At 41.1% G+C, this 26,852-nt stretch carries 22 protein-coding genes; 14 read left to right on the top strand and 8 right to left on the bottom strand.

Going from position 1 to position 26,852, the window contains the following annotated elements; all coding sequences use genetic code 11:
- Window positions 1–19: 19 nt before the first annotated feature.
- Entirely contained in the window at window positions 20–2,419 is a 2,400-nt protein-coding gene (locus Q8W26_RS01380; protein ID WP_305471979.1) for an EAL domain-containing protein, read from the bottom strand.
- A gap of 99 nt (window positions 2,420–2,518) precedes the next feature.
- On the opposite strand from Q8W26_RS01380, the gene Q8W26_RS01375 reads away from it, so the two are divergent.
- The 3 genes from Q8W26_RS01375 (at window position 2,519) to Q8W26_RS01365 (ending at window position 4,734) form a co-directional block, all read left to right on the top strand.
- Window positions 2,519–3,535 (top strand): extracellular solute-binding protein, encoded by a 1,017-nt coding sequence (locus tag Q8W26_RS01375; protein WP_101213086.1) that lies wholly within the window; start codon window positions 2,519–2,521, stop codon window positions 3,533–3,535.
- 132 nt (window positions 3,536–3,667) lie between these two features.
- Window positions 3,668–4,141, top strand: coding sequence for a hypothetical protein (locus tag Q8W26_RS01370; protein ID WP_101213087.1), 474 nt, complete (start codon window positions 3,668–3,670; stop codon window positions 4,139–4,141).
- Window positions 4,142–4,164: 23 nt separating this feature from the next.
- Complete coding sequence (locus Q8W26_RS01365; protein ID WP_101213088.1) at window positions 4,165–4,734, top strand: DUF4136 domain-containing protein; 570 nt, start codon at window positions 4,165–4,167, stop codon at window positions 4,732–4,734.
- Window positions 4,735–4,834: 100 nt separating this feature from the next.
- Here the strand turns inward: Q8W26_RS01365 and Q8W26_RS01360 are convergent, their stop codons facing one another.
- Together Q8W26_RS01360 and aceK are read right to left on the bottom strand one after the other, a co-directional pair.
- Window positions 4,835–5,320, bottom strand: coding sequence for a peptidylprolyl isomerase (locus Q8W26_RS01360; RefSeq protein WP_101213089.1), 486 nt, complete (start codon window positions 5,318–5,320; stop codon window positions 4,835–4,837).
- A gap of 53 nt (window positions 5,321–5,373) precedes the next feature.
- Window positions 5,374–7,107 (bottom strand): bifunctional isocitrate dehydrogenase kinase/phosphatase, encoded by a 1,734-nt coding sequence (aceK, locus tag Q8W26_RS01355; RefSeq protein WP_101213090.1) that lies wholly within the window; start codon window positions 7,105–7,107, stop codon window positions 5,374–5,376.
- Between the two features lie 523 nt (window positions 7,108–7,630).
- On the opposite strand from aceK, the gene thrA reads away from it, so the two are divergent.
- The 3 genes from thrA to thrC are packed head-to-tail and all read left to right on the top strand — an operon-like array spanning window position 7,631 to window position 12,329.
- On the top strand, window positions 7,631–10,102 hold the full coding sequence (thrA, locus tag Q8W26_RS01350) for a bifunctional aspartate kinase/homoserine dehydrogenase I (RefSeq protein WP_101213091.1): 2,472 nt from the start codon (window positions 7,631–7,633) through the stop codon (window positions 10,100–10,102).
- Entirely contained in the window at window positions 10,103–11,065 is a 963-nt protein-coding gene (gene thrB, locus Q8W26_RS01345; protein ID WP_101213092.1) for a homoserine kinase, read from the top strand.
- Window positions 11,052–12,329 carry a threonine synthase gene (thrC, locus tag Q8W26_RS01340; RefSeq protein WP_101213093.1) on the top strand — a complete coding sequence of 426 codons (1,278 nt, stop codon included), beginning with the start codon at window positions 11,052–11,054 and terminating at the stop codon, window positions 12,327–12,329. Before thrB ends, thrC begins: the two co-directional genes overlap by 14 nt.
- A 75-nt stretch (window positions 12,330–12,404) precedes the next feature.
- On the opposite strand, the gene Q8W26_RS01335 is transcribed toward thrC, so the two are convergent.
- The gene (locus Q8W26_RS01335; RefSeq protein WP_101213094.1) at window positions 12,405–12,614 is read right to left on the bottom strand and encodes a cold-shock protein; all 210 of its coding nucleotides are present in this window, start codon (window positions 12,612–12,614) and stop codon (window positions 12,405–12,407) included.
- A 199-nt stretch (window positions 12,615–12,813) separates the two neighbouring features.
- On the opposite strand from Q8W26_RS01335, the gene Q8W26_RS01330 reads away from it, so the two are divergent.
- The 8 genes from Q8W26_RS01330 to Q8W26_RS01295 all read left to right on the top strand — a co-directional run bounded on the left by Q8W26_RS01330 (window position 12,814) and on the right by Q8W26_RS01295 (window position 21,873).
- A complete protein-coding gene (locus tag Q8W26_RS01330) occupies window positions 12,814–14,280 on the top strand; it encodes an alpha/beta hydrolase (RefSeq protein WP_101213095.1) in 1,467 nt (488 codons plus the stop codon).
- An 8-nt stretch (window positions 14,281–14,288) separates the two neighbouring features.
- Window positions 14,289–15,023 carry an ATP-binding cassette domain-containing protein gene (locus Q8W26_RS01325; RefSeq protein WP_101213096.1) on the top strand — a complete coding sequence of 245 codons (735 nt, stop codon included), beginning with the start codon at window positions 14,289–14,291 and terminating at the stop codon, window positions 15,021–15,023.
- Entirely contained in the window at window positions 15,023–16,186 is a 1,164-nt protein-coding gene (locus Q8W26_RS01320) for an ABC transporter permease (protein WP_101213097.1), read from the top strand. The genes Q8W26_RS01325 and Q8W26_RS01320 overlap by 1 nt, the downstream gene beginning before the upstream one ends.
- 386 nt (window positions 16,187–16,572) lie before the next feature.
- Window positions 16,573–18,876 carry a TonB-dependent receptor gene (locus Q8W26_RS01315; protein ID WP_101213098.1) on the top strand — a complete coding sequence of 768 codons (2,304 nt, stop codon included), beginning with the start codon at window positions 16,573–16,575 and terminating at the stop codon, window positions 18,874–18,876.
- A gap of 164 nt (window positions 18,877–19,040) precedes the next feature.
- The gene (locus Q8W26_RS01310; protein ID WP_101213099.1) at window positions 19,041–19,631 is read left to right on the top strand and encodes a YceI family protein; all 591 of its coding nucleotides are present in this window, start codon (window positions 19,041–19,043) and stop codon (window positions 19,629–19,631) included.
- Between the two features lie 438 nt (window positions 19,632–20,069).
- Entirely contained in the window at window positions 20,070–20,276 is a 207-nt protein-coding gene (locus tag Q8W26_RS01305; RefSeq protein ID WP_101213100.1) for a DUF3622 domain-containing protein, read from the top strand.
- 184 nt (window positions 20,277–20,460) lie between these two features.
- Window positions 20,461–20,865, top strand: coding sequence for a VanZ family protein (locus Q8W26_RS01300; protein ID WP_101213101.1), 405 nt, complete (start codon window positions 20,461–20,463; stop codon window positions 20,863–20,865).
- Between the two features lie 117 nt (window positions 20,866–20,982).
- Window positions 20,983–21,873, top strand: a complete 891-nt coding sequence (locus Q8W26_RS01295; protein WP_101213102.1) for a DMT family transporter — start codon at window positions 20,983–20,985, stop codon at window positions 21,871–21,873.
- Window positions 21,874–21,937: 64 nt separating this feature from the next.
- Here the strand turns inward: Q8W26_RS01295 and Q8W26_RS01290 are convergent, their stop codons facing one another.
- From Q8W26_RS01290 to Q8W26_RS01275, 4 genes are all read right to left on the bottom strand, one after another.
- The gene (locus Q8W26_RS01290) at window positions 21,938–22,840 is read right to left on the bottom strand and encodes a DUF368 domain-containing protein (protein ID WP_305471970.1); all 903 of its coding nucleotides are present in this window, start codon (window positions 22,838–22,840) and stop codon (window positions 21,938–21,940) included.
- Between the two features lie 160 nt (window positions 22,841–23,000).
- Window positions 23,001–23,426 (bottom strand): hypothetical protein, encoded by a 426-nt coding sequence (locus tag Q8W26_RS01285; protein ID WP_101213104.1) that lies wholly within the window; start codon window positions 23,424–23,426, stop codon window positions 23,001–23,003.
- Between the two features lie 154 nt (window positions 23,427–23,580).
- Entirely contained in the window at window positions 23,581–24,633 is a 1,053-nt protein-coding gene (locus Q8W26_RS01280) for an aldo/keto reductase (protein ID WP_101213105.1), read from the bottom strand.
- Between the two features lie 9 nt (window positions 24,634–24,642).
- Window positions 24,643–26,751 (bottom strand): S9 family peptidase, encoded by a 2,109-nt coding sequence (locus Q8W26_RS01275; RefSeq protein ID WP_101213106.1) that lies wholly within the window; start codon window positions 26,749–26,751, stop codon window positions 24,643–24,645.
- Window positions 26,752–26,852 lie beyond the last annotated feature (101 nt).

Below are 26,852 nucleotides of genomic sequence, written 5' to 3'. Positions count from 1 at the left end.
ATTTTAAAAGCCACGTCAATTAGCTTGTTGGTAATGGTTGCAGGCATGTGCTAAAGCAAGGCGTTTTCTTTATATTTTTTGTTCTAGCTGAATGACGTTGGCTCATAAACTGGGCTAAGTTTGTGCTATCAAGCGGCTTGGCGTGGTAATAACCTTGTGTTAGTTCACAACCGTTTTTAGCGAGCCACTCGATAGTGACCGAGTCTTCGACTCCTTCAGCAATTGTTGTCATATTAAGTGCCGTTGCCATCTTAATAATCGCTCTAACCAATTTTTTTGACTCATGGTTATCACTGATAATGCCAAGTATAAAGCTCCGATCAATTTTTAATACGTCGATGGGAAAATCCTGTAATAATGATAACGAAGAAAACCCGGTACCAAAGTCATCAAGTAACACTTTGACACCCAGTTGACGGATCTCTAGCAGGTGCTGTTTGGCCATTTCTTTATTTTCAATAAGTGCCGATTCAGTCAGTTCAATTGCAAGTAAGTTTGCGGGTATGTGATGTCTGTGAAGAGCCTGTTTTATTTGTGTAACAATGTGTGGTTTAGTCAACTGGTACGGTGAGACATTTAAGCTGATATAAGGGCAATGATCTTCCCCATACTCTTCAATCCAGTGTGCTAGCTTTTCACACGCGCGGCTAATTGCCCATGAGCCTAATTGATGAATAAAACCGTTTTCTTCTGCAATTTCAATAAAATGATTTGGCATTATTAAACCATGCTTTGGGTGCTGCCAGCGGCATAAAGCCTCAAATCCACATAGTTGCTCTTGGGCTGAAACAATGGGTTGGAAGTGAAGTTCAAGTTGATTATGTTTTATACTTTTGGCTAGACTCGTTTCAAATTGCTGCTTATCAACCAATCGTCTGTACATTTCATTGGTATAAGAAATAATCTGCCCGCGACCTTGTCTTTTGGCTTCATACATCGCGATGTCGGCATTTCTTAAGACATCATCATACTTTGTATGAGGTTTGATATTTTCAAGAATACCAATGCTAGCACCAACGCAATATTGTCGCTGATCGATAATATATTCCTTAATTAAGTTGTTAAGGATGCGTTGTGCAATCTTTGTTATTTCATTGGGAAAGTGATGACCATGAATGATTAACACAAACTCGTCACCACCAAATCTAAAAATATCATCTAATTCACGAGCGCTGTTTCGTAAGCGATCAGCTACTTGTTGTAGTAAGCGATCACCAACTAAATGCCCCATGGTGTCATTAACTTTTTTAAAGTGATCTAGGTCTATGAATAGCACGCTAAAAGTAGTAAATTCTTGCTCTTTTACACCGTGTAATCGCTGTTGCAAAATTTGACTTAGTGCCTGCTTATTATAGAGCTGTGTCAGTTCATCATGGTTTGCTTGATAACGTAAAGACTTAGTTCTCTCGCTAACAAGCTGGTTTGCCCAGCGGACTCTGTTAAGACTCATCCAGACATAGAAGCTTAATGACAGGGTTAAAAAAATCACGACACTCGCCCCGCTTAGTGCATAGGCGTTAGCTCTCGAATCAACGTTGTGCTTGGAAAACTCGATATGCCAAAGTTGGTTGGCAAAAGGTACGGTTTTCTTTAAGTTTTGGCTAATCTCATGGTTAGTACAGGTATCACATGTTTGGTACCAAGAAGAGTCATATAGTAAGTGTTGCTTATTTTGATCACTATAGATAACGAGCCGATAATCATGAGAAAGCGTTAACTCACTAAACAAGGTATCAATGAACTGATTGAGCATGATGATACCGCTGATATAGCCTCGATGATCGCCTGAACTATCGAAGATAGGTTTTAATAATCTAACGCCAATATCGTCATTTTTATCCTTAAAACTTGAACTCACCATGCTATGAGTGTGTAAAGCATTTTGCATGGCGACTGAAACTGAACAGCTATGACCAAGTTGTAACCCTAACTCATGCCCTAAACTATCTTGAGGTTCGGAGTATAAAACAGGAAATCTTTGTGATGTTCTTAGGTCATCACAAGCACTTTGCGCAGAGGGGAAATGAATACGATAGTCAAAAATACCACTTGACCGAACACTTTGTTCAAACTGTGTTAGTTCAGACTCTTTGACTAAAGGAGCCCACTGTACGCCTTCTAACCCTGTATTAGTTAGCATTTCGGTATTAATGAGCTTGGCAAAACTCTCTTTGCTAAGATCTGGGGCAATAGTGAGCAAACTATCCGTCGCTAAGAAAATCTTTTCGATAGCGTAAATGGAGCGATTTAGGTTTGTTACTTTATCTTCGAAAGAGGCTTCAAATACATGATAGTTATATTGAGACTCATAATAAATAACGGTCCAAAATACAGAAAAAGATAATGCAGAACCACATATCCACATTAATAATATTACGTAATAACGACTCAACAGAGACATCCACTTATTTACAATCACTCATTCTCCTGCATTTGATGTGACCGAAAATCAATGCTGTACATCATAAAGTAAAAATGATTAAATGCAAACTATTATCATTTGTGTTTTTGGTTTTTAATGTATCGATTAGTATGTGTTGGGTTGTTGATGGGGGCACTATTGCCTCGTTTTAGTATGGCCAAAGATCAGGTAGTCAATGTTTATTCATTTCGTCAGGCTGAATTAATTAACCCTATTATTGAGCAGTTTACCCAAGAAACGGGCATTAAAGTGAATGTTGTTAGCGGAAAGGCAGACGTTCTATTGCAGCGATTAATCAAAGACGGTGAAGATAGTTTTGCTGATGTGCTATTGACTTCGGATGTTGCCCGATTAGAGGGCGCAAAAACACTCAATTTATTACAGCCTATTCCATCGAACAATATCCTAGAAAATGTACCTAAGCAATTAAGAGATCCTGACGGCCACTGGGTAGGATTGTCAGTACGAGCAAGAGCAATTTTCTATTCGAAGGAGCGAGTGGCTATTGATGCTATTACGAGTTATCAAGACTTAACAGACCCTCAATGGCAAGGTAAAATTTGTGCTCGCCAAGGAGGACATTTTTATAACCGTTCTTTGGTCGCAAGTTTCATTTATAACTACGGTAAAGCGTGGAGTGAGAATTGGATTAAAATGTTTGTGAAGAACTTAGCCATGCGCCCACACGGTGGGGATCGAGATCAAATACGAAAGGTCAGTAATGGTCAATGTGATCTCGCGATAGCCAATAGCTATTATTATGGGATGCTGTCTGCCAGTAAGAAACCTGCTGACCGTAGAGCCTATGCTAATGTCGGCATTATTTTTCCGCGAGATAATGCCTTTGGAACGCATATTAACATTAGTGGTGTCGCGATAACTCAGGCTGCTAAAAATAAAAAAAATGCCACGCAGTTTATCGAATTTCTAACAACAAAACGAGTGCAAGCGCTTTACGCTAAATTAAATTATGAGTACCCAATTAGGCAAGGGGTTAACCCTAATGGATTGCTATCATCTTGGGGAGCGCTCTCTGGCGATGCTGATGCTGTGTTACATCTAACCAAATATCATCAATTGGCTAATGAAATGATTAGTAAGAGTCATTGGTAAACGTGAAGTTACCCAGAGCGATAACATTAAATATAATGATCTAAGCCCCTATTTCTTTTAGATAATATGTTACATTATCGATATAACGCATTACTATGATTAATGCAGTAAAAGAAAGGTTAGGAGTCTCTTATGCATCAAGAGTTTCATGCTCGGGACTGGATTGCTTTAGTTAATAAAGTTCTACATCAAACGGGTCACTCTCGAAGTCATATTAAAAAAGTCTTAAAAGTCACAGACTCTGAGGTTGTGTTTCTCACTTGTAAAGGTGCAACGATTGTCGCACCTACCTTTAACAGTATTCATGGTCACGGTATTGGCTTTTTGTCTTTACTACGAGTTGCAAATTCATCTCATCAACCACAATGGAATGCTGAAACGGGAGAGCCTGAACATCACTGTCAATTGTTGGTCAAAAACCATCATAATTTTACACCATTACTGTATCCGTCGATTAGGCAAGTTAATCATTGGCTGGCTCGGCAATACGGTGACAAGGGGGGATTACATCGAGCTCCCTTTGAAGATGATATTGACAAAGGATATATTGGACGCTATCCGGCTATAGTCGATATACAGCGTCAGTTAAGTTACCCTGTGGTTTAATAGGTATAGAGGTTAAATAAAAAATGATTAAGATTAAATGGTTACTTATAATAGTTGCTTTAATGTTGGTTGGTTGTAAATCAACACCAAACTATGATTATGATCGTAGTGTTAATTTTGAAAAAATTAACACATATGCATGGGTGGTAGAGTCAAAATCGCAGGATAATGGTGATAATTTTTATACCAGTGATATTAACCAAAAAAGGATAGTTACAGCGATAGACAGGGAGTTACAGAGTAAAGGTTTTCGAAAGGTTGCACCCAACGAAGCTGATGTGATGGTGAACTATCAAACAGTGATAGATACGAAACGTGAACGCGATTTAACGACAACCCATCCTTATTATTGGAGCTTTGGTTATGGCTATCATCACTCGCATTTAAATTGGCACATGAACTTAAATAGTGCTCAAAGAGAGTATAAAGCGGGTACATTGATTGTTGATTTCATTTCAGCTAACAAAGAACTGATTTGGCGCGGGGCCGAGCAATCGCGTCTAAGTGAAAAATCAACACCGTTAAAACGTGAGCAAAAAATTAATGAGGCGGTACAAAAAGTACTGGTTAACTTCCCGCCGCAATTCCAGTAATTAATAGAAAGGCTGAACGATATTTTTAAATAAAAAAACCTTGCGTCAGCAAGGTTTTTTTATTGCGTTCTCTACCACATTTTTTGTGGCTTGAATCAGGTTAGTGATCGTGATCGCAATCACCGTGGCCATGTAAGTGGCCGTGTTCAATTTCTGTTGGTGTTGCGTCACGTAATTCAACAACTTCAACTTCAAAGTGCAATGTTTGACCAGCAAATGGGTGGTTCCCGTCAACAGTAACAAACTCTTCATTTACATCCACCACTGTCACAGGCATTGGGCCTTGGTCAGTGTCTGCTGTAAACTGCATGCCTGGCTCTGGATCTAGGCCAGCAAAAGCATCAGCAGGAACCTGTTGCTTTAAACCGTCGCTGTATTCGCCATAACCATTTTCTGGTGTTACGGTAACATTTAGCTTATCGCCAGCTTGTTTACCTTCTAACTCAGATTCTAACCCAGGGATCATTGTGTTATGACCGTGCAGATAACTCATTGGGATGTCACCAAATGAGTTTTCAATTTCCTGCTGGTTGTCGTCTGTTAAACGGTAGTGGATGCTCACCACGATATTTTTTTCGATTTGCATGAGATTTTCTCTAAAGTAAATATTCTCGTAAGTTTACCTTAATTTGAGCCCGTTTAACTAGCGTTTATCATTGTTCGCTTTGATTTTCGACTTAATCGTTGGCGACGACGATATGGCAATACACTGGCGTAGGTACCTGTCGCAATATTTTGTTGGAGTTTACGCCAATAGGCAGGGTCGAGTAGCTCAGGATGACGCTTCATAAAACTCTTTTTAACTTCTTTACGCCCTAGCATAAAATGAGCAAACTCTTGAGGAAATACATCGAATTCACCCACGCTGTACCAAGGCTCATCTGAGATAGCTTGCTCATAGGTCGTAGCCTTGGGGATCTCTCTAAAGTTACATTGACTCATGTACCATATTTCATCGTAATCATAAAAGATAACGCGGCCGTGACGTGTCATGCCAAAGTTTTTGAACAGCATGTCTCCGGGAAAGATATTTGCAGCGGCGAGCTGCTTTATGGCACTACCATATTCATCAATCGCTTTAGTGATTTGTTGTTCGTTGGCTTTTCGTAAAAACATATTGAGCGGGATCATTCTTCGCTCAGTATATAGGTGCTTAATAATAACTTGTTCATCGGTCAATTCCACAATTGACGGCGCAACCTTGAGCAACTCATCGAGTAGCTCTTGAGAAAAACGGGCTCGTGGAAAACTAAAGTTACTAAACTCCTGCGTATCGGCCATTCGCCCGACGCGGTCATGTTCCTTAACGAGTTGATATTTCTCTTTAACAATTTTCTTTGATACGGTTTTTGGCGGTTCGAACTTATCTTTAATAATTTTAAACACAATATCAGCGGAAGGTAGGGTAAACACCGACATCACCATGCCCTTAATCCCTTCAGCGAGTACGAATTGGTCGTCACTATTCTCTAAGTGTTCAATATATTGACGATAAAACTCTGTCTTACTGTGTTTAAGAATACCCAATGAAGCCCATAATTCATAAATTGGCTTGTGTGGCATCAGTTCGTGTAGATAAGCTACTAATTGTGATGGCTTTGGATGGTTGACCATGAAATAAGCCCGGGCAAAACCAAAGATGATACTAATATCATCCCAGTCTGTTAAAAGAGCGTCAAAATAGAGCGCACCTTTCTCGTTATTTAATATCGAAAGCACAAAAGGTCGGTCTCTTTTTCCACGCATTCGGCCGATAAGATATGCCGCTTTGTTACGATAAAAAACAGCTTTAATTAATTCGATACTGTCAAACTCACAGCTTTTCACAAAAGGTTGTAATTGTTTCCTGATCAGGGTTATATCGCGGTCTAAATCCTCCCAAGGAAGATTAAACTTGAACTTATCAACTAACTGCAATAAACACGTTGAAATGATTTGTTCGACAGGCACGATGTGGCAAAGCGAATTACGGTCGTAATGGAGCGTATTTTGACAGCTCGTTTTAATGAAAAGGTGGCGCTCACTTATACCACGATGCCGAAATAGGCGTGAGAATATGGAGTTAAAAAATGTTTCTGCTTGTTCAGCCTGCGGGTGTCCCTTGATTAGCTTACTATAATGAGCTTTAGAACTTTGCCAGAATTCGGTTGACACATCAGGCTGCTCTAATTGATAGCATAAATGCAAGGATAAATCAGATATCATCGAGTCATAGGCAGTAATACGTTGTTTCGAAGCATGTTGAACCCCATGCCAATCAGCTTGTTCAAAGCGATGTTGGGAGTCTTGGGTTATTTGACCGAACTTACGATAACTTTGCTCAAATCCTTTGAGAATCGTATCGGCGAGTAACGTGGCTTCGATGATGGCCATGAAAATTCCTTGGTTTAACTAAACAGCTGTTTTAATTTGTCTCATGTCTAGTGCTCAAATGCAATCGACATTCGTCAAATTCCTTACTATGAATGATACTTACGAGGATTTAAATCCTAAATTAGGATGAATCTTATGAGTAAACTGATTGATTTTATCCTAAATAAATCGAATATTTAGTTGATGTTTCAGTATGTGTATTTTGTTTAGACTAAAGTCGTCATATTTGTTAATGAAATGTGATTGACACTCCGGCGTATTATAGCCATGCTATAGCCAATCGTTTTTGAAAGTGTTTTTAATATGTTACGTAACCTGACCACCCACATTATCATTACCACCGGAATTATTATCCGGCGGGTTGGGTGAGCGCGTTTATAACACATTAAACACAGCTAAACCCGCGCCCTAACAGACGCGGGTTTTTTTATCTTTATTGGATTAGTTTTTTACTGTTGTAGAAATTTTAAGTGAGTAACTTGCATAGCAAGGCACTGATGGGATACGTCTTGGGAGAGATGACATGCGAGTGATGAAGTTTGGTGGTTCGAGTTTAGCCGACCTAGAAAGAGTTGAGCGTGTAGCCGACATATTGGTTGAACGTTGTAGCAAAGATCAATTAGCTGTGGTGCTATCAGCACCGGGTAAAACAACCAATAACATTGTTGAGGCGGTTGACCGTAACAGTGCTGGTGAGTCTGACTCTCAAGCGCTCGAGCGTGTCGAGTCTACCTTTCAGGGGATTGTTTCTGGGCTTGCCGATAAGTATGACGCTTTTGACCGCACAGCGGTTGATACCGTGTGGCAACAAGAGTCTGAATTATTAACTCGCAGCTTAAGCGGTGTTAAATTACTGGCACAATGCCCTGATAATATTCGCGCACAGTTATTAGTTGTTGGTGAGCGTTTATCAATTGCAATAATGGCTCAGCTATTAACCGCTCGTGGCGTATCAACTGACATCCTTGACCCAAAAGAGTTTATGCATGCTGACTCGAATTATTTAGAAGCTCAAGTTGATATCGAAGCATCTCGTGCCACTATGGACGCTAAAGATTTATCAACGGCTCGTGTCTGGTTAATGCCGGGCTTTACCGCGGTCAACAGTGAAGGTGAAGTTGTCACTTTAGGTCGTAACGGTTCAGATTATTCAGCAGCTTGTTTAGCGGCGTGTTTGCGCGCAGATTGTTGTGAAATATGGACTGATGTCGATGGTGTTTATAATGCCGACCCGCGTTTAGTTAAAGATGCTCAGTTAATCGAGCAACTAAGCTACCAAGAAGCAATGGAGCTATCTTATTTCGGTGCTAAAGTCTTGCATCCAAAAACAATTGTACCAATCGCTCAATATCATATCCCGTGTTTAATTAAAAATAGCTTTAACCCTGATGCGCCGGGTTCACTCGTTTCAGCAACACGTCAAGATGATGAGAATCAAGTGAAAGCGATTTCTAACCTTGATGATATCTCAATGATCAGCGTCTCAGGGCCAGGCATGAAAGGCATGGTCGGTATGGCGAGTCGTATTTTTGAAGCTATTTCTTTAGCGGGTGTTTCAATTAGCCTTATCACCCAATCGTCAAGCGAATATAGTATTAGCTTTTGTGTACCGTCGTCAGATCACTTAGTGGCTAAAAATGCATTAGAAGCTGAGTTTGAATTAGAATTGCGTAGTGATTTACTCGAACCGCTTGAAATTCGTCACCAGTTGGCTATCGTTTCGCTAATCGGTGACAGAATGAAAACGGTGCAAGGGGTTGCAGCTAAATTTTTCCAAGCGTTATCTCAAGCGCGTGTGAATGTGGTTGCTATTGCACAAGGCTCTTCTGAACGTTCAATTTCGACAGTGGTCGACCAACATCGCTGTCCTCGTGCCATCAAAGCGTGTCATCAACGCTTCTTTAACTCACTACAGTACATCGATTTATTTTTAGTGGGTTGTGGCAACGTTGGCCAAGAACTATTACAGCAGGTTCATAATCAGCAGGCGTACCTGGCGAAAAAGAACATCGCAATTCGTGTATGTGGTTTGGCTAACTCACGTCAAATGCTATTAACAACGGAAGGTATAGACACCGCATCATGGCAAGAACAGCTAAGTGCAACTGAGCAAGGCTATGATGTGCATAAGCTGATTAGTTTTGCTAAAGAAAATCACTTGCTTAACCCGCTAGTGGTTGATTGTACAAGTAGTCAAACGATTGCAGATCAATATGTTTCGTTATTAGAAGCTGGCTTCCACGTGGTGACGCCAAATAAAAAGGCGAATACAGCTTCACAGGATTACTATCACCAATTACGCAAGGCGGCACTGGTTAAGCGTCGTCGCTTTTTATATGAGACAACCGTCGGTGCTGGTTTGCCAGTGATTGATAACCTGCAAAACTTACTAAGTGCAGGTGACGAGCTAAATCGCTTTAGTGGGATTTTGTCTGGTTCATTATCATTTATTTTTGGCAAACTTGATGAGGGAATGACGTTATCGCAAGCAACAGCCATCGCTAAAGAGAATTGTTTTACAGAACCCGATCCTCGTGACGACTTAAGTGGTATGGACGTTGCGCGTAAAGTCCTTATTCTTGCCCGTGAGTCAGGCATGGAACTTGAACTTGAAGACATTGAAGTAGAGTCTGTGTTACCTGCTGACTTTGACGCGTCGGGTTCTATCTCGGAGTTTATGACTAACCTTCCGCAAGCTGATGCAATGATCGCTAAGCGAATTGCAGCAGCAAAAGAGCAGGGCAAGGTACTGCGCTATGTCGGTAGTATTGAAGGCGAAGATGAGACACGTGTCTGTAAAGTAGAAATTCAGGAAGTGGCGAGTGATGAGCCATTATATGGTGTTAAAGGGGGCGAAAATGCGCTGGCATTTTATTCACGTTATTATCAACCACTTCCTTATGTGTTACGTGGCTATGGCGCGGGCAACGCGGTAACAGCAGCAGGAGTTTTTGCTGATATGCTACGTACTTTAGCGTGGCAACGAGAGGTTTAAATGACTATTAGAGTTTATGCGCCAGCATCAATGGGCAATGTCAGTGTTGGCTTTGATGTTCTTGGCGGCGCATTAGCGCCAATTGATGGTAGCTTGCTGGGGGATTGCGTTAGCTTGGCCGAGGTAGAGCAAGGTATTGAGGTAAGCACCATTGGTAAGTTTGCGCATAAGTTGCCAAGCGACCCGAAGCAAAATATTTTGTACGATTGTGCCGTTGCTTACCAAAAAGAGCTAACTCAGTTAGGTAAACCATTTAAAGGCGTTAGCCTTGTGCTAGAGAAAGAACTTCCTGTTGGCAGTGGTCTAGGTTCTAGCGCTTCCTCTGTGGTTGCGGCTCTTTATGGCCTTAATGAGTTTTATGATAACGCATTATCTAAAAACCAATTATTGTTACTGATGGGGCAATTAGAAGGACAAATCAGCGGAAGCGTTCACTTTGATAATGTCGCGCCAAGTTACCTTGGTGGTTTACAGCTGATGGTAGAACGTGATGATGTATTATGTTCAACTATCCCAAGCTTCGATGATTGGTATTGGGTTGTGGCTTTTTCCGGTGCGAAAGTCTCAACCGCTGAGGCGCGTGCATTAATGCCAAACCAAGTGGAGTTAAAAACAGCACTTAAATTTGGTCAAAACTTAGCGGCATTTATTGACGCCAGCCACCGAGGTAATAGTGACTTGGCAGCGAGCTTGCTGGTGGATATTATCGCTGAGCCAGTGCGTGCCCCATTAATCCCAGGCTTTGTCGAAAGTAAGAATGCGATGCTTGAATTAGGCGCTATGGCCAGCGGAATCAGTGGTAGTGGTCCAACACTGTTTGCGGTAACAACAGATTTAGCTAAAGCACAGCAATTACAAGATTATTTACAACAAAACTATATTCAAAATGATGATGGCTTTAGCCATATCTGTAAACTAGATACTCTAGGTGCCCGTAGGGAGGCGTTACGTGGAACTGTATAATTTAAAAAAGAATGAACAACGTGTAACTTTTGCGCAAGCAGTTAAGTTAGGATTAGGAGACAATCAAGGCTTATTCTTTCCAAGCCATATTCCTACGTTAGGTAATATTGATGAGCTATTAGCTAAAGACTTTGTTAGTCGAAGTGTTGATATTTTAGATGCCTTTTTAGGTGATGAACTAGGCAGTGATACTGTTGAAAGCATGGTACGCAGCGCATTTAATTTCCCATTGGCGGTCGAAAAAGTTAAAGATCAAACCTATGCATTAGAATTAACGCATGGCCCGACATTAGCGTTTAAAGACTTTGGCGCTCGTTTTCTTGCTCAGTGTTTAAATCATTTATGCAAAGATGAGAAAGCGACGATCTTAACGGCGACTTCTGGTGATACCGGTGCTGCTGTTGCGCATGCTTTTTATGGGCTAGATAATATCAATGTTGCGGTACTTTACCCGAAAGGGAAGATTAGCGTTCTCCAAGAAAAGTTATTCTGTACCTTAGGTAAAAACATTCATACTTACGCTGTAACAGGTCGCTTTGATGACTGCCAGCAATTAGTTAAAGATGCCTTTGATGATTTAGAGTTAAAAGAAGCGATTAGCTTAAATTCAGCTAACTCAATTAACATTGCTCGTCTACTAGCTCAAATCTGCTACTACTTTGAAGCGGTTGCGAAAGTGCCGGCCAGTGAACGTAAAAACTTAGTGGTTAGTGTACCAAGTGGTAACTTTGGTGACTTAACTGCAGGTATGTTAGCAAAAGCACTGGGCTTACCGATTAAACGCTTTATTGCAGCAACGAATCTTAATGATACTGTGCCGCGTTATTTAGAAACGGGCGAATGGGCACCGACACCAACAGTGGCTACTCGTTCAAATGCAATGGATGTATCAGCACCTAATAATTGGCCACGTATTGAAGAGCTACTTAAAACACAGTTCTGGGACAAGTCATTAATCACCGGTGTGAAAGTTGATGAAGAGCAAACAGTGGCTGGCCTAAAAGCCTTATATGAAGAAGACTATTTATGTGAGCCCCATGGCGCAATTGCAGCGTTTGCTTTAGATAATGAATTAAAAGCAGATGAAACAGGCATCTTTTTATGTACTGCTCATCCGTCGAAATTCCAAGAATCGGTGGAAGAGATCTTAAATATTCATGTCATGTTACCAAAAGCATTGGCAGATGTGGCGGATAAAGAGATTTTATCATTAGACATTGATGCGAATTTTGCCCAGCTTCGCGGTCATTTAATGGCAATTTAATTCACTGTTAGCTGGTGTGGAAATATAACAAGCGAATAGCCATTTCAATTGGTTATTCGCTTTTTTAATGCGTAACTAAACGGCAACGACGTCTGTCGCGTGCGGTCCTTTAGGTCCATCGGAAATGGTAAATCGCACGGTCTGACCGTCTTCTAAGGTCTTGTAACCATCATCTTGAATCCCGCTAAAGTGAACAAAAAGATCGGGTCCATTGGCTTGTTCAATAAAGCCAAAACCTTTTGAGCAATTAAAGAATTTAACCTTTCCATGTAAAATATCTGCCATCAGATTCCCTTTAAAACTTTTAGAGACTTTAGTCTAGTAACTGTTGTGTATTAACGATAAGTTAATTTTGATCATTTTTCAAATGATTCTAGTGTATCGAGTGGCTGGATCAGTTTGTTACAATTTTTACTCGCATAACATTTTCAATCCGATACAATCTTGCCTTCGGAAAAATAATTAGAATTAATAAGGATATATCTTGAAAATCAGATCGATATTAAACCTTTCATTGTTACTAGGCGTTATGGGCCTCAGTTGGAGCCATGACTCACAAGCTCAAGATAATCAGAAGAAACCATCACTTAGTTTAGATTCGTGTTTTGTTGACGGTGTGAAAACACAGCTTAAATGTGGTTCATTGACTGTGCCAGAAGATTGGACTAAGCCCCAGGGAGCAACTCTTGGAGTGCATGTTATCGTCGTCAACGCTATTTCTACAACGCCTAAAAAAGATCCATTATTTTTGTTAATGGGCGGTCCCGGTCAAGCGAGCTCAGAATTAACCGGCATGTTGATTAAAATCTTCAGAGAAACTCGAGAAAATCGTGATCTAGTGTTAATCGACCAACGCGGGACTGGTAAATCGAATCCTCTACTTTGTGAAGACTCACAGGCAAATCCATACAGTGATGTATTTGCAGACTTTGATGTATCAGATGTCAACAAATGTCTTGAGAGCTATGATCACGACCTAGCTCAGTACAATACTAATAATGCGGTACTTGACTTTGAAGCGGTACGTGAAGCATTAGGTTATGAACAAATCAACCTTTACGGAATCTCTTATGGCTCACGTGCAGCGATGGTTTATATGCGCGAAAAGCCACAAGCGTTACGCTCGGTTATTCTTGATGGCGTGGTTCCCCCTCAAATTGCTGTTGGCCCGATGGGTGCTGAAGCAGCACGCTCATTTGATTTGCTCATTGAGCAATGTCATCAAGAAGATAAGTGTCGTCAAAAGTATCCAAATTTACGTCAAGATTACCTCACAGTTCGCAGTGAACTTGAACAACAAACGATTGAGACGGTCATTGATCACCCTGTCACAGATAAACCAGTGACGTTAAAAGTAGATACCGCTAAATTCATCGGGACGTTGCATTCGTTAATGTACAGTACAGGGCAACGCGAGTTGATCCCGTTTGTTATTGAGCAGTTTGCATTAAAAAATTATAAGCCACTGAGTGGACTAATTGCCGCTAGTCAAGAACCACAATCTAAGATTTACACTGGGCTTCATTTTAATATTATCTGTAACGAAGATATCCCTCGTGCTGATGCAGCGTTATTAGCTAAAGATAAAGAAAATTCATTTTCAGGTCAGCACTCTATGTCTGGATTGAACATGGTCTGTCAACACTGGCCTAAGTTTGACGCGCCAGCTAATTTTGGTGACCAAGTGGTTTCCGACATTCCAACACTATTACTATCGGGTGAGTTAGACCCTGTAACCCCACCAGCGTGGGCTGATTTAGCAGCAAAGGGTTTGTCAGTTCATAAGCATTATGTGGCTAAAAAAGCAGGGCATGGTTTAGTTACTCAAACGTGTGCTGGAAAGATGATTGCGCAATATATTGATAAAGTATCATTTGATGATATTGATGATAGCTGTTTAGACGAGCAGCCTGTTCCTGGCTTCTTAATGAATAACAACGGTAACTGGTAGGACATAACATGTTAAAAGTAGATAATTTATCGAAAAAATTTGGTGACTTCACCGCCGTTGAGTCGATTTCTTTTGAGGCAAAAGATGGCGAGATCACCGGAATCTTAGGGCCTAATGGTGCGGGTAAAACAACTTGTTTACGGATTTTATATGGTTTATTGAAAGCCAATACTGGGGCTGCATTTATCGACAAAATTAATGTCGATGAGTCACCGCTAGAGGCTCGAAAGTCCTTAGGTATTTTCCCCGATCAGTTTGGTATGAGTGAACGACTAACGGCTCGAGAGCAAGTTGAATATTTTGCACAAATGCACGGGTTAACTGGAAAGGCACTTAATCAAGCGTTAGATCGCGTGATGAGCGATCTTGATATGACAGAGATTGCTGACCGTAAAACAGAAGGCTTTTCTCAAGGTCAACGAATGAAAGTAACCTTGGCACAAGCGTTAGTTCATCGACCGCAAAACTTAGTGCTTGATGAACCGACCCGAGGATTAGACGTGATGAGTACTCGGTTGTTACGTGAACAGTTACTGGCATTAAAAGCCCAAGGACATTGCATTCTATTTTCGAGCCACGTGATGCAAGAAGTCGCTGCGTTGTGTGACAAGGTGATTGTGGTGGCTAAGGGGCGAGTGGTTGCCCAGGGGTCACCGCAAGAGCTGTGCGATTTGGCTGGTAAAGAGCAACTCGAAGATGCGTTTGTAGCAATTATTGGTAGTGATGAAGGGGTAGCGGCATAATGAGCGTTTTTAAAGGATTAGTCGTTAAAGAGTTTCGCGAAGCGTTTCGTGATCGTCGTGCTATTATGGCGGCGCTATTTGCGGTGGTTTCAGGCCCCCTAATTATGGCCGCTGTTTTTATGTTTCAAATTGAAGAAGCTATAGAAACTAAAGATAGTTATATCGAATATGTTGGGGCAGAAAATGCGCCAAAGTTGGTTGAATTTTTAAAAGCTAAACAAATTCTTTCGATCGAAAACGTGCCAGAGAAAGAAGCGGAGAAGTGGCAAAAGCGTCAAGTCGTATTGACTATACCTGAAGACTTTAGTGAAAATATGTCACAGGGTAAAACTGTTGAGATAACCCTAAAAGCTGATTATAGTAATAAAAACTTGGGCACTACCCTTAAACATATTGAAGGGATAATAGCTGCTTATAGCAGTCAGGTCGGTTCTGTGCGTTTGCTGATGCGCGGTATTGACCCGCGAATTACCCAGCCAATTTCAATTACGGTGCAAGATACGGCAACACCAGAGTCTAAAAGTGGCTTGTTAATGGGCATTGTGGGTATGTTCATTATGATGGCGTTATTTACTGCATCAATGACCGCATCAATCGATACCAGTGCCGGTGAACGTGAGCGCCATTCGTTAGAGTTGATTCTATGTCAACCAGTGTCTACCACTAAGATTGTGCTATCTAAAGTAGCTTGTGTCAGCGTTTATGCTGCGATTGCTTCGGTGTTAACCATGTTTGCAATGACGTTTACCATGACCATGTTGCCGTTAGAAAAGTTAGGTATCTCTATTGTTGTTGATCCGTTAACCATGATAATCATTGCCGCGATGATTATTCCACTGGCTTATTTGGCGAGTATTGCCCAGTTATTTTTTGCCTACAGAGCAAAAAGTTTTAAAGAGGCACAATCATACCTTTCAATGATTTTAATTTTGCCAATGCTTGTCCCGATGGCAATCACTTTCATGCCGCATAAGCCTGAGTGGTTAAATAACCTGCCATTAGCGGGCCACAGTATTATTATGGAAGAGCTATATAAAGGTCAGAGCCTTGATGTGATGGCGTTTGTATTAACAAATATTGCTACGATTGTGATCTCGGTTGCGATGACTTTTTTATTAGCAAAATCACTGCGTTCAGAAAAAGTCGTACTCGCGTTAAATTAATCTAAGAATTTTTTTGCGCCATTACTGTCGCAGATTCGTTTGATATCGAAAGCCAAAATACAGCGTGTATTTTGGCTTTTTTAATGGGGGTGATAAATATTAAGTTGTCACAAGTGTTAACTTATAGGCTTGTTTGAAAATAATTCAATAGCTTAGGTATTTTTTCTTTGCATTTATTCTACGTCACTTGAAAATAATCACTAGCTTTTTGTGAGGGCATTCACAATTAAGAGTTAGTTTTGTATAAAAAATGAGATTTGCCTCGTAAAATGCGCCCGCTTTAAGTCATACGCTAAGCTATGCTTACAGTATCAGGGAATGATGATATGGAGTGTTTTCACTCAGACTGTCCAAGGATCCGATAATTAGTTAATTAAGAGATTATTATGAACTCACCTAAACACAAGCCGTTGGCTTGGTGTATTAAGGCTGCATTGTTAGCCACCACCGCAACGAGTGTCAATGCGTTTGCTGCACCAGAACCAGAAAAAGAAGTTAAGCTTGAAGTGATTGAAGTGACCGCCCAGCGTCGTACTCAAAACTTACAAGAAGTGCCAGTTTCAGTTGCTGCTGTACAAGGTGAAGCATTAGATGCGTATGGCTCTAGCGGTATGGATATTCGCTTCTTGTCTGCGCGTATCCCAAGTTTAAGTATTGAGTCTTCATTTGGTCGTACTTTTCCGCGCTTTTATGTTCGTGGTTTAGGCAATACTGATTTCGACCTAAATGCATCACAACCCGTATCATTAGTGTTTGATAATGTCGTGATGGAAAATCCTATCTTAAAAGGATTTCCTGTGTTTGATCTTGAAGGGGTTGAAGTCCTTCGTGGTCCTCAAGGAACGCTGTTTGGCCGTAATACGCCAGCGGGTTTGGTTAAGTTTGACTCGGCGAAACCAACACAAGATTTAGATGGTTATTTCTCTGCGTCGTATGGCACTCATAATGCTGTTGATTTACAAGGTGCTGTTGGTTTTGGTTTAACTGATGAACTATCAACGCGCGTTTCATTGTTACGCCAAACGAAAGACAATTGGATTGATAATAAAGCCCCTGGCTTTGAGCAAGACGGCGTTTTAGGTGGCTATCAAGAAATTGCTGGTCGTGTACAGTTTTTGTATGAGTCAGACGACTTTAGCGCACTACTGAATTATCACTGGCGTGACTTAAATGGTAAGCCTATTGCGTTTAGAGCGAATACAATCAAGTCTGGTACCAATGACTTAGTGAGTGGCTTTGACCGTGACACGGTTTATCATGATGCTGCCCATAACGCGACTCAGCGTGTAGATAACCAAGGCGCGAGCTTAACGTTAGAGTATGTATTACAAGATCACACAATCACTGCAATCACAGGGTATGAAAGTGTTGAAATGTACTCTCGTGCCGATGTTGACGGTGGCTACGGTGCCGTATTTACAGAGGTTAGCGGTCCTGGTTTAATTCCATTTTCAGCAGAAAGCGCTGATGCCATTCCCGATCACCAACAGTTATCACAAGAGATTCGTGTTGCATCAAATGAATTAGGTGCCCTTGATTATCAATTCGGTGCATTCTTCTTTAAAGAAGAAATAACCATTGAAAGCTTTAGCTATGATTCGTTGTTTAGTGGTGGTGCTCAAAACGGTTATGCTTGGCAAACTCAAGACACCAACGCATGGGCTGTGTTTGGTTCAGCTGACTACGACGTTAATGAAACGACTAAAGTTACGGCGGGTATTCGTTACTCTCATGATGAAAAAGATTTTGTTGCCGCTCGTACGCAGTCAAACTTAGGGTTTTTAGGAGTGCCAGACGAGATTGGCCCATTTAAACGCAACCCTAGTGATTCACAGGTTAGCTGGGACTTGAGTGTTTTCAAACAGTTAAATGATGACGTCAACGTTTACGGTCGACTGGCTAAAGGTTTCCGTGCACCATCGATTCAAGGTCGAGTGTTATTTGATGATAACTTAACGGGTGATGATCCTGTGACAGTTGCAAAATCAGAAACGATTAACTCTATTGAAGCGGGTATTAAGTCAAGTGTATGGGACGATCGTGCTCGGGTAAATGTGAGTGCTTTCTATTATACGATGGATGATCAACAGTTAACTGCTGTGGGCGGTGAGTCTAACAGCAATAAACTATTAAATGCTGACAAAACTAATGGCTACGGTTTCGAAGTTGATTCAGAAATTGCAATTACCGAAGATTTATTAGCGACAGTTGGCCTTAGCTATAATAAAACAGAAATCAAAGACAGTGGTTTAGCTGTTGATTACTGTACTGCTGATAAAGGTGCTAGTCATCATTGTACTGTGTTAGATCCTGTGAATGCAGACGGTCGTGCGGTTATTGATGGTAACAGCTTACCGCATGCACCAGAGTGGATTGCTAATTTTACCCTTCGCTATTCAAAAGAATTCGCTGATGGTGAATTATTTGCTTACACCGATTGGGCATATCGTAGCAAAATTAACTTCTTCCTTTATGAAGCAGCTGAGTTTAGCGATGATAAGTTATTAGAAGGTGGTATCCGTGTAGGTTACAACTGGGATACAGAAATGAACTCACATGAAGTTGCATTGTTTGGTCGTAATATCACTAATGATGAAAGTATCATTGGCGGTGTCGACTTTAATAATGTAACAGGTATTGTGAACGATCCTGCTTTCTGGGGCGTTGAATATAAAATAAGCTTCTTTTAAGCTTTCTTAATACTGACCAAAAGGGTAAGCATTGCTTGCCCTTTTTTATCTTTTCAGCTTTATCTATATCATAATCAACTCGCATAACTCATATCGAATGGTATTGGTATAAAGCATAAAATAGCTCTATCATAAGCAATTATCATTTCTATTTAAGGATTATTATGCTTCGTTCAACGGTGCTTAAGGTTATTCCGCTTGTTGCGGCCGGTGCTTTATTTTCATTTTCTACTCAGGCTGCTTGGCATATTGATAATGCTAAATCTCAAGTCAACTTTGTAAGTGTCAAAAAAGATCATGTCGCGGAAGCCCACCATTTTGAAAGCATATCAGGTGCTTTATTTGAAAATGGTACATTTAGTGTGGATATCGATTTGACTAGTGTTAATACTGGTATTGATATTCGTGATGTTCGAATGAAAAAGCATTTATTTAACACTGAGCAATACCCATCGGCTAACCTCAAAGCGGTGGTTTCAAAAAGACTTATTGCGCAACTACCTGTCGGTGAAACCATAAAAACCAAGGTTCAAGCCAAACTGTCATTACTGACACAAGTGCAAGACGTTGAGGTCGCTGTGAGCGTGACTAAAGTGAGTGCTGACACTATACTGGTGACGAGTTTAAAACCATTATTGATTAAAGCGCAAGATTATAAGCTGGTTGCTGGAATAGATAAGTTACGGGAGTTAGCAGGCTTATCACGAATTGGCTACACCGTCCCTGTAAGCTTTGTGTTACGTTTAACTAAGTAAGCGTACCTTTCTTTTTTCGCCGTTTAGCCATACCATCAAGTGTAACCGAGCTTGGTTATATTTGATGGGAATATTCGCTAAAAGAAAGACTTATGCTGTGCTAAATGGTAAGTCAATGTATTGTCATGCGAAGGGAACTAAAGTTGGTTAGCGTCAATAATATTGATATTAGTGAGTGGAGCTAAGCCACGTTTGCCCAAAGCTCTTTGAACAAAGCCCTATCATTTATCTATAGTATTAAAGAATCGTTTTAGCTTCGGTGGCTCCTTTCTGGGTAATGTTCATTTTATTACCCATTGTTGGGTCTTCGTAAAAAAAACAACGCAGCATTTAACGCAATAACCGTGTACACTATCGCCCATAAGCGATCCCGATTCTTGGACGCATGAGTTAAACCGTTAATGTGACTTTATTCAAGTCTAATTGTTAGGAATACTAATGAGCAATAGTAAGAAATTTGATATTAATTTAATTGAAGATAATGGTAGCTGGACTGCGCAAATTACGCGTCGTAAAACTGCAAAGCAGACCATTGTTTCTAAAAGCCAAGATGGCTTTGCTTCAGAGTCTGATGCGCAATCATGGGCTGAAGAGCAATTAAAAGAGTTTTTGCAAACCATCGCCGCGCGCAACAAACGTCGTTAATTGAACTGAGGTTGGGTTGTCCAGCTAGCGTAGTTAATAATACAGTACCAGTGACGTATATTGTCACTGGTATTTTTTTGTCCATCATTCGTGTCTAAGTGGTAAAAGTTCATCGCTTATTCAGCCTATGTTAGTAATGATAGGGGTTATAACTTTAATTAAGTAATCATAGGTTTAGTTGAGTATGAAGAATAAGTTTTTTACCGCGGTGGCAAGTGTGTTTTTTTGCTGTATTTTATGGGCTATTCACATAGCCAATACAGGAGAGTCAAATATCCTGTTTAAACTTGTATTGTCTATTCCTCATGGCGACAAGCTAGGGCACTTTACGCTATTTGGAGTGCTATGTTTATTATTAAATATTGCGTTAAATTATAAAGTAGTTAATGTCATGCGCGTTCGATGTTATTTGGGGAGCGTGCTAGTCTCTGTCTTCGTAGTGGCTGAAGAGTTAAGTCAGGGGTTGATCCCTACACGCACACTTGACAGTAAAGACTTATTAGCAGATGGATTAGGGATTGCCTTTTTTTCTTACGTGACTTGGCTATTGGCACAACGTTCTCTTAAACGCGGTCGAGTTAATGAGTAATCTTCACTAAGCTCTGCTGATGAGAATAGATATGCTGACCCTGCTAATGGCCAATGCCGAGAGCCTCGTTTAGGTGCTATGGTGCTACATCTCTTTTACTCCTTATAAAGACGGTCGATGCTTCATATTAATTCCGGCTATTATTTTGCTTTAGTTGCTGCCCTGATTTGGTCTGGCTTTATCATTGTCTCGCGTATGGGTGGGATCAGTGCTCTGGAAGCTTATGACATCATAGCTATTCGTTATACCACTTGTGCTTTAATTGTTTTGCCCATCTGGTGGTTTAAGCTACGCTTTAATTTGCTCGATAAAAAGCTCATTGCATGCAGCTTGATTGGTGGGTTGGCTTACGCACTATGTACCTTTCATGGCTTTGAATATGCTCCGGCTTCACATGCTGCGGTTTTGTTACCCGGTTTGATGCCATTGTTCATTATTGTCTTTTCATTTTTAATCAATGGCGAGCGTCACGCGTTTGAAAAGTGGCTCGGGATTGGCATCATTACATTAGGTATATTAACGCTATTTGTTCCTTTACTTAGTGCTCAACAAGGCTTAACAATTGGGCATTTGTATCTGCTTGGCGGCTCAGTTTGTTGGTCTCTATTTTCTATTTTAATCAAGCGCTGGGGTATTACTCCGTGGCAAGTGACAGTGAGCCTTGCTGTTGTGACCTGCGTATTCTATATGCCAGTGTATCTTACGATGCTGCCTAATAACCTATCGATGGCGATGATAGATACTATTGCAATTCAGGCTGTTTATCAGGGCTTTTTAGCAACCATAGTTCAAGTGCTTTGTTACGTGCGTGCTGTACAATCAATTGGACCGTCCTCAATGGGTGCTATGATGGCTATTGTTCCATTGGTGTCTGGTATTACAGCTATTTTTGTCTTTGGTGAAGTGGTTTCAGTGACATTAATTGCTGGGCTAAGTTTGGTAAGTTTTGGGGCGTTTTTAGCGCATCAAACATGGTTTACTAATGGCAAAGTCAGGCTGTTCAGGTAGTTAGAAAGGTGATGGTTAGAAAGGCGCACCAACGTAAATAATGTTGGTGCGTTTATACCAAGTATTACTTCTCTTTAGTAATGTGTTCGATGGCTAAGATAAGTCCTAAGCCAAACGCCATCAGCCCAATACAAAGTAGGGTATTGGCATCTTGTCCAACGAGAGTCGTGTATTCACCCGGTAAAATATTTTGTTGAGTTAACGGCTTCTCAATACCTTTCGAGTTTGTATAGGTGGTTACTACTTGTTTCCATGGCCATAATAAGTTGAGCGATCCCAATAAAAAACCTGATAATAACGCAAAGGTGAGTTGATGGTACTTTGCCAACAGCCAAGATAAAAAGCGTGAGAACACCATTAAACCAACGATACAGCCTGCGACAAATAACCCAATATAGTTAAAGGCTAAGCTATTGACCGCAGCGAGTACATGACCGTACATCCCCAGTAATAATAGGATAAAGCTCCCAGAAATACCGGGCAAAATCATTGCGCAAATAGCAATGGCGCCGGAAACGAAATAAAACCACCATTGTGGATTTGCTTCTGCGGGGGCTAGGGAGGTTATGACGAAGGCAATTGTTGCTCCAATCGCACAAGCTACCATGGTATTGATATGCCAGCGTTCGACTTGTTTGGCGATGTGAATAAAAGAGGCAATAATCAAGCCGAAAAAGAACGACCATACTAGAATTTGATGGTGCTCAAGTAAATAAGTAATAACCTTGGCTAAAGACAGGGCACTGGTAATTAAACCGGCAAAAACAGCCAATAAAAAGGTACCGTCAATATGACGCCAAGCGGATACAAACCCTTGAGAAAATAATAGTTTGGCAGCATCGAGGTTGACACTTTTAATTGCATTTAATAGCCGCTCATAAATTCCTGTGATAAAAGCGACGGTGCCGCCTGAAACGCCAGGTACAACATCTGCTGCTCCCATCCCTGCGCCTTTAAAAAACAGCATAATAAATTCTTTTCTTGATACATCCTGCACAGACATTGTGACTTATATTCCATTGGCTATAAATGGGCAAGATCATAATGTAAGCAGCCGTAGATCGCCAGTATTATGCTGTATTTACGTTAAGTTTATCGTCAACAATCCGTCGTTTTTTGATTAAAGGTTAATCTGGAGTGAAGATCAAGGTGACAACATCGGGAAGTAACCTGTCATGGATAAAATCCCCCGTGTTTCGACTCCACACGGCTTTTACATCATAGAGAGATTGACCGTCATAACGACCAGTCCATTGAATGTGCTCATCGTTTTCGATAATAACGCTGGCTTTAAATTGATGTGCTTGTTGATGCTTTTTAATTTGATAAACCCCGGAGTCTCGACCATGTAGTGCGGTCCAAGTGAGTAAGCCGTTGTTAAAGGATAGTGTACCTTTGACCCCACTAAAGCCAATGAGACCTTGAGCTTTAATACTGCCAGGAAAGGATTTCCCCTCTAAGGTATTGGCTTGCTCCATATTGATTGCTGTTGCAGAAAAGCTGATTAAACATGCGAGAATAATACTAAGCGAAGAATAGAAACTAGTCATCATGGTTACCCCTGAATGTGCTATTCCCTAAGGATAGTACAACATTGAGGTTAATGGTGAGGCTGTTGAGAGTTCAGTCAAATGAAACCAAGTATCAACGTGGCAAGCTTGTAGTGTGGCATTAAATGGTGAAGCTCGCTACGTTGATGATTTTTGATTAAAAGGGACTCGGATATTGGCGTAAAATATCCGTTATATCAGCTAAAATTTGTTGAGAGAGAGGCTGCTCAAAGGCGGCTATATTTTCGATAAGCTGTTGTTGTGTGGTTGCACCAATAATGGTTGAGCTAACGCCGTTAACTTGATTACACCAAGCTAAGGCCAACGCCGCAGGTGCTAAATTATACGCCTTAGCTAATTCCACATAGGCTCGTACAGCCTGTTCACTTTGAGGTGTGTCTCTGAATAAGCCATTACGTTGCATCAGCGTCCAGCGACTGCCTGATGGACGCTCGCCATTTAAATACTTACCGGTTAGCATACCAGTAGCCAGTGGTGACCATGGCAGGTAAGCAATATCTTGATGAACACATTGCTCGATTAAATAAGGCCAATCTTTGGTATGGAGCAAACTAAATTCATTTTGAATTGACACCATACGCGGCAAATCGTGAGCTTGGCTTAATCGTAAATACTCATTAATTCCCCACGGGGTATCATCTGATAAGCCACAGTGACGAATTTTCCCCGCTTTAACACACTCTGCTAAGCCTTGCAGAATATCAAGCATTTGCTCGGTATGTGCTTGACTATCTAGATCGGTGAAATTCAGTGTACCTGGCCAATGTTGTGCAAAGTGGGGGGACTGTCGATTAGGCCAGTGGAGCTGGTATAAATCTATATAATCTGTTTGTAAACGCTTTAATGAACCTTCGACGGCGCTAATGACCGTTTTCCCAGTAATTGGTGCCCCTTGACGAACCCACGATAAGCCGGGGCCCGCAACTTTTGTTGCTAGGATAATGTCTTGACGGTGTTGCTGATTATGGCAAAGCCAATTGCCGATAATGGTTTCTGTCTTACCGTAGGTTTCTGCTGATGGAGGTACGGCGTACATCTCGGCAGTGTCGATAAAGTTAACCTGCTGTGAGAGCGCGTAGTCGATTTGAGCGTTGGCATCTGCTTGGTTATTTTGCAGTCCCCATGTCATGCTGCCAAGGCACACTCTTGATACATCAAGCCCACTACTGCCTAATTTTGAGAATTCCATGTGAAGGTCCTATGTTGGGTTAGCTGTTGCTTGTTCGGCTAAGCTGAGTAGAAAGGTAAAAACTAACGCTTGCTCTTTTAAACGCTTGAATCGGCCAGAAGCACCGCCGTGACCAGCGTCCATATCCGTTTTAAATAATAGTAAATTATCATCGCTCTTGTACTCGCGTAATTTGGCCACCCATTTCATGGGCTCGAAGTATTGTACTTGTGAGTCATGTAACCCAGTAATCACGAGTAAATGAGGGTAATCTTGTTTGGCAACGTTATCGACAGGTGAATAGGCAAGCATCGTTTGATAAGCATCTTGTTGATTCGGATTACCCCATTCATCGTACTCATTGGTCGTTAATGGGATTGATTCATCAAGCATGGTCGTAACGACGTCAACAAAAGGCACTTGGGCTTCAATACCGCAGTAAAGTTCTGGTGCCTGATTAATCACAGCCCCCATTAATAAACCGCCGGCGCTACCACCAGAAGCAAATAAGCGATCACTTTGAGTATAGCCTTGTGCAATAAGTGCTTTGCTCACATCAATAAAGTCATTAAAGGTGTTTTGCTTATGTTGCTTTTTACCTTGCTCATACCAATGGCGACCAAGCATTTCACCACCTCGAACGTGGGCGATGGCATAGACAAAACCTCGATCTAGTAAACTTAAATTATCACTACTAAATCGCGGATCGATGATAATGCCATACGCACCGTAACCGTATTGTAATAACGGATTTGAACCGTCTTTGTTAAATAAGTCATTACGGTAGACAATTGATACAGGGACTTGTTCGCCATCGCGAGCGGTAATAAAAATACGCTCAGAACTATAATTGTTGCTATTAAAGTCTCCTAATACTTGTTGTTGCTTGAGGGTGGTTTTATCGCCATTATCGAGTTGGCATTCAAACAATGTAGCTGGTGTGGTTAAACTTGAATAACTTAAGCGGATAGCACGTGCGTCGCGCTCGGGGTTATCACCTAGCGCGGCGTCGTAGCATGGATCATTAAAGGTTAAGGGAAAACTCTCACCAGTATACTGATGGACAATAAAGCGAATTTGTCCCAGTTCTCGTTCCGTGATCACAAAGTATTGGTTGAATAACTCAATGTCTTCAAGTAATACATTATCTCGGTGGGCAATGACTTGTTGCCATTGTTCACGGTCAAAGAGAGTATCTTTATTAGCAGACATTAGTCGGAAGTTTTTAGCCTGCCAGTTAGTTAAAATATAGAAAGTGTCATCGAGCTTATCAACGAGATATTCGTGCTCTTCATGAAATTCTATTAATTGGACAAACTCACCATCAGGAATATTTGCATCAAGCGCCCAACAGTCCGTTGTTTCTGTAGCGTGTAGGTTGATCATTAACAATGATTCATCACGGCTATTGCTCAATGATAAATAAAAACTATGATCTTCCTCTTCATACACTAGTTCATCATCTACCTGCTTTGTGCCTAATTTGTGGCGAAAGACTTGAGTACCAAGTAAGGTTTGTAAATCTTTTTTGACGTAAAAGACGGTTTGGTTGTCATTAGCCCAAATGAGTTGTCCTTCGGTATTTTCTAGCTCGTCGTCAAGGTAGTGGCCAGTGTTTAAGTCCTTAAATTTAATGGTATAAATACGGCGACTATCGGTGTCTTGAGAGTATGATAAAAAGCGATCATTGGGGCTGACAGATAGGTCACCAAGATCGAAAAATTCGTGGGGCTCTGCTAGTGCATTAACATCTAATAATAGGTGCTTATTGTCTCCGTCGAAGCTTGTGGCGCGGTAATAGCGTGAGTATTCTTGCTCGCCACTAATTTCACTGTGATACCAATAATCGCCATCTTTACAAGGCACGCTGCTGTCGTCTTTGACAATCCGTGATTTTAATTCTTTAAACAGTGCATCTTGACGAGCCTGCTGTGGAGCCATCACTGCTTCACAGTAACTATTCTCGGCGTTTAGGTGAGCAAGAATTTCAGGATCTTTTCGTTCATCATCACGCATCCAGTAGTAATTATCGTTGCGCTGATGACCATGAGTTTCTAGTAAATGTGGCACTTTTTTCGCGATCGGTGCGTGAAGGCCTGCACTGGATAAAGGAGCAGAATGTGAGGTGTTTTTTGTCATTATGATGTTCTCTGTCAAACGTGGCGACGGTAGAGGTATTATAAAAAGTGGCTATCAGTGTAATCAAGCCATTGGCAATAGTCACTGGAATAAATATATAT

Source organism: Psychrobium sp. 1_MG-2023 (assembly GCF_030689115.1).
GTDB lineage: Bacteria > Pseudomonadota > Gammaproteobacteria > Enterobacterales > Psychrobiaceae > Psychrobium.
The sequence above is the reverse complement of the archived record's forward strand: the minus strand, read 5'-3'. Positions and strand labels throughout refer to the sequence as shown.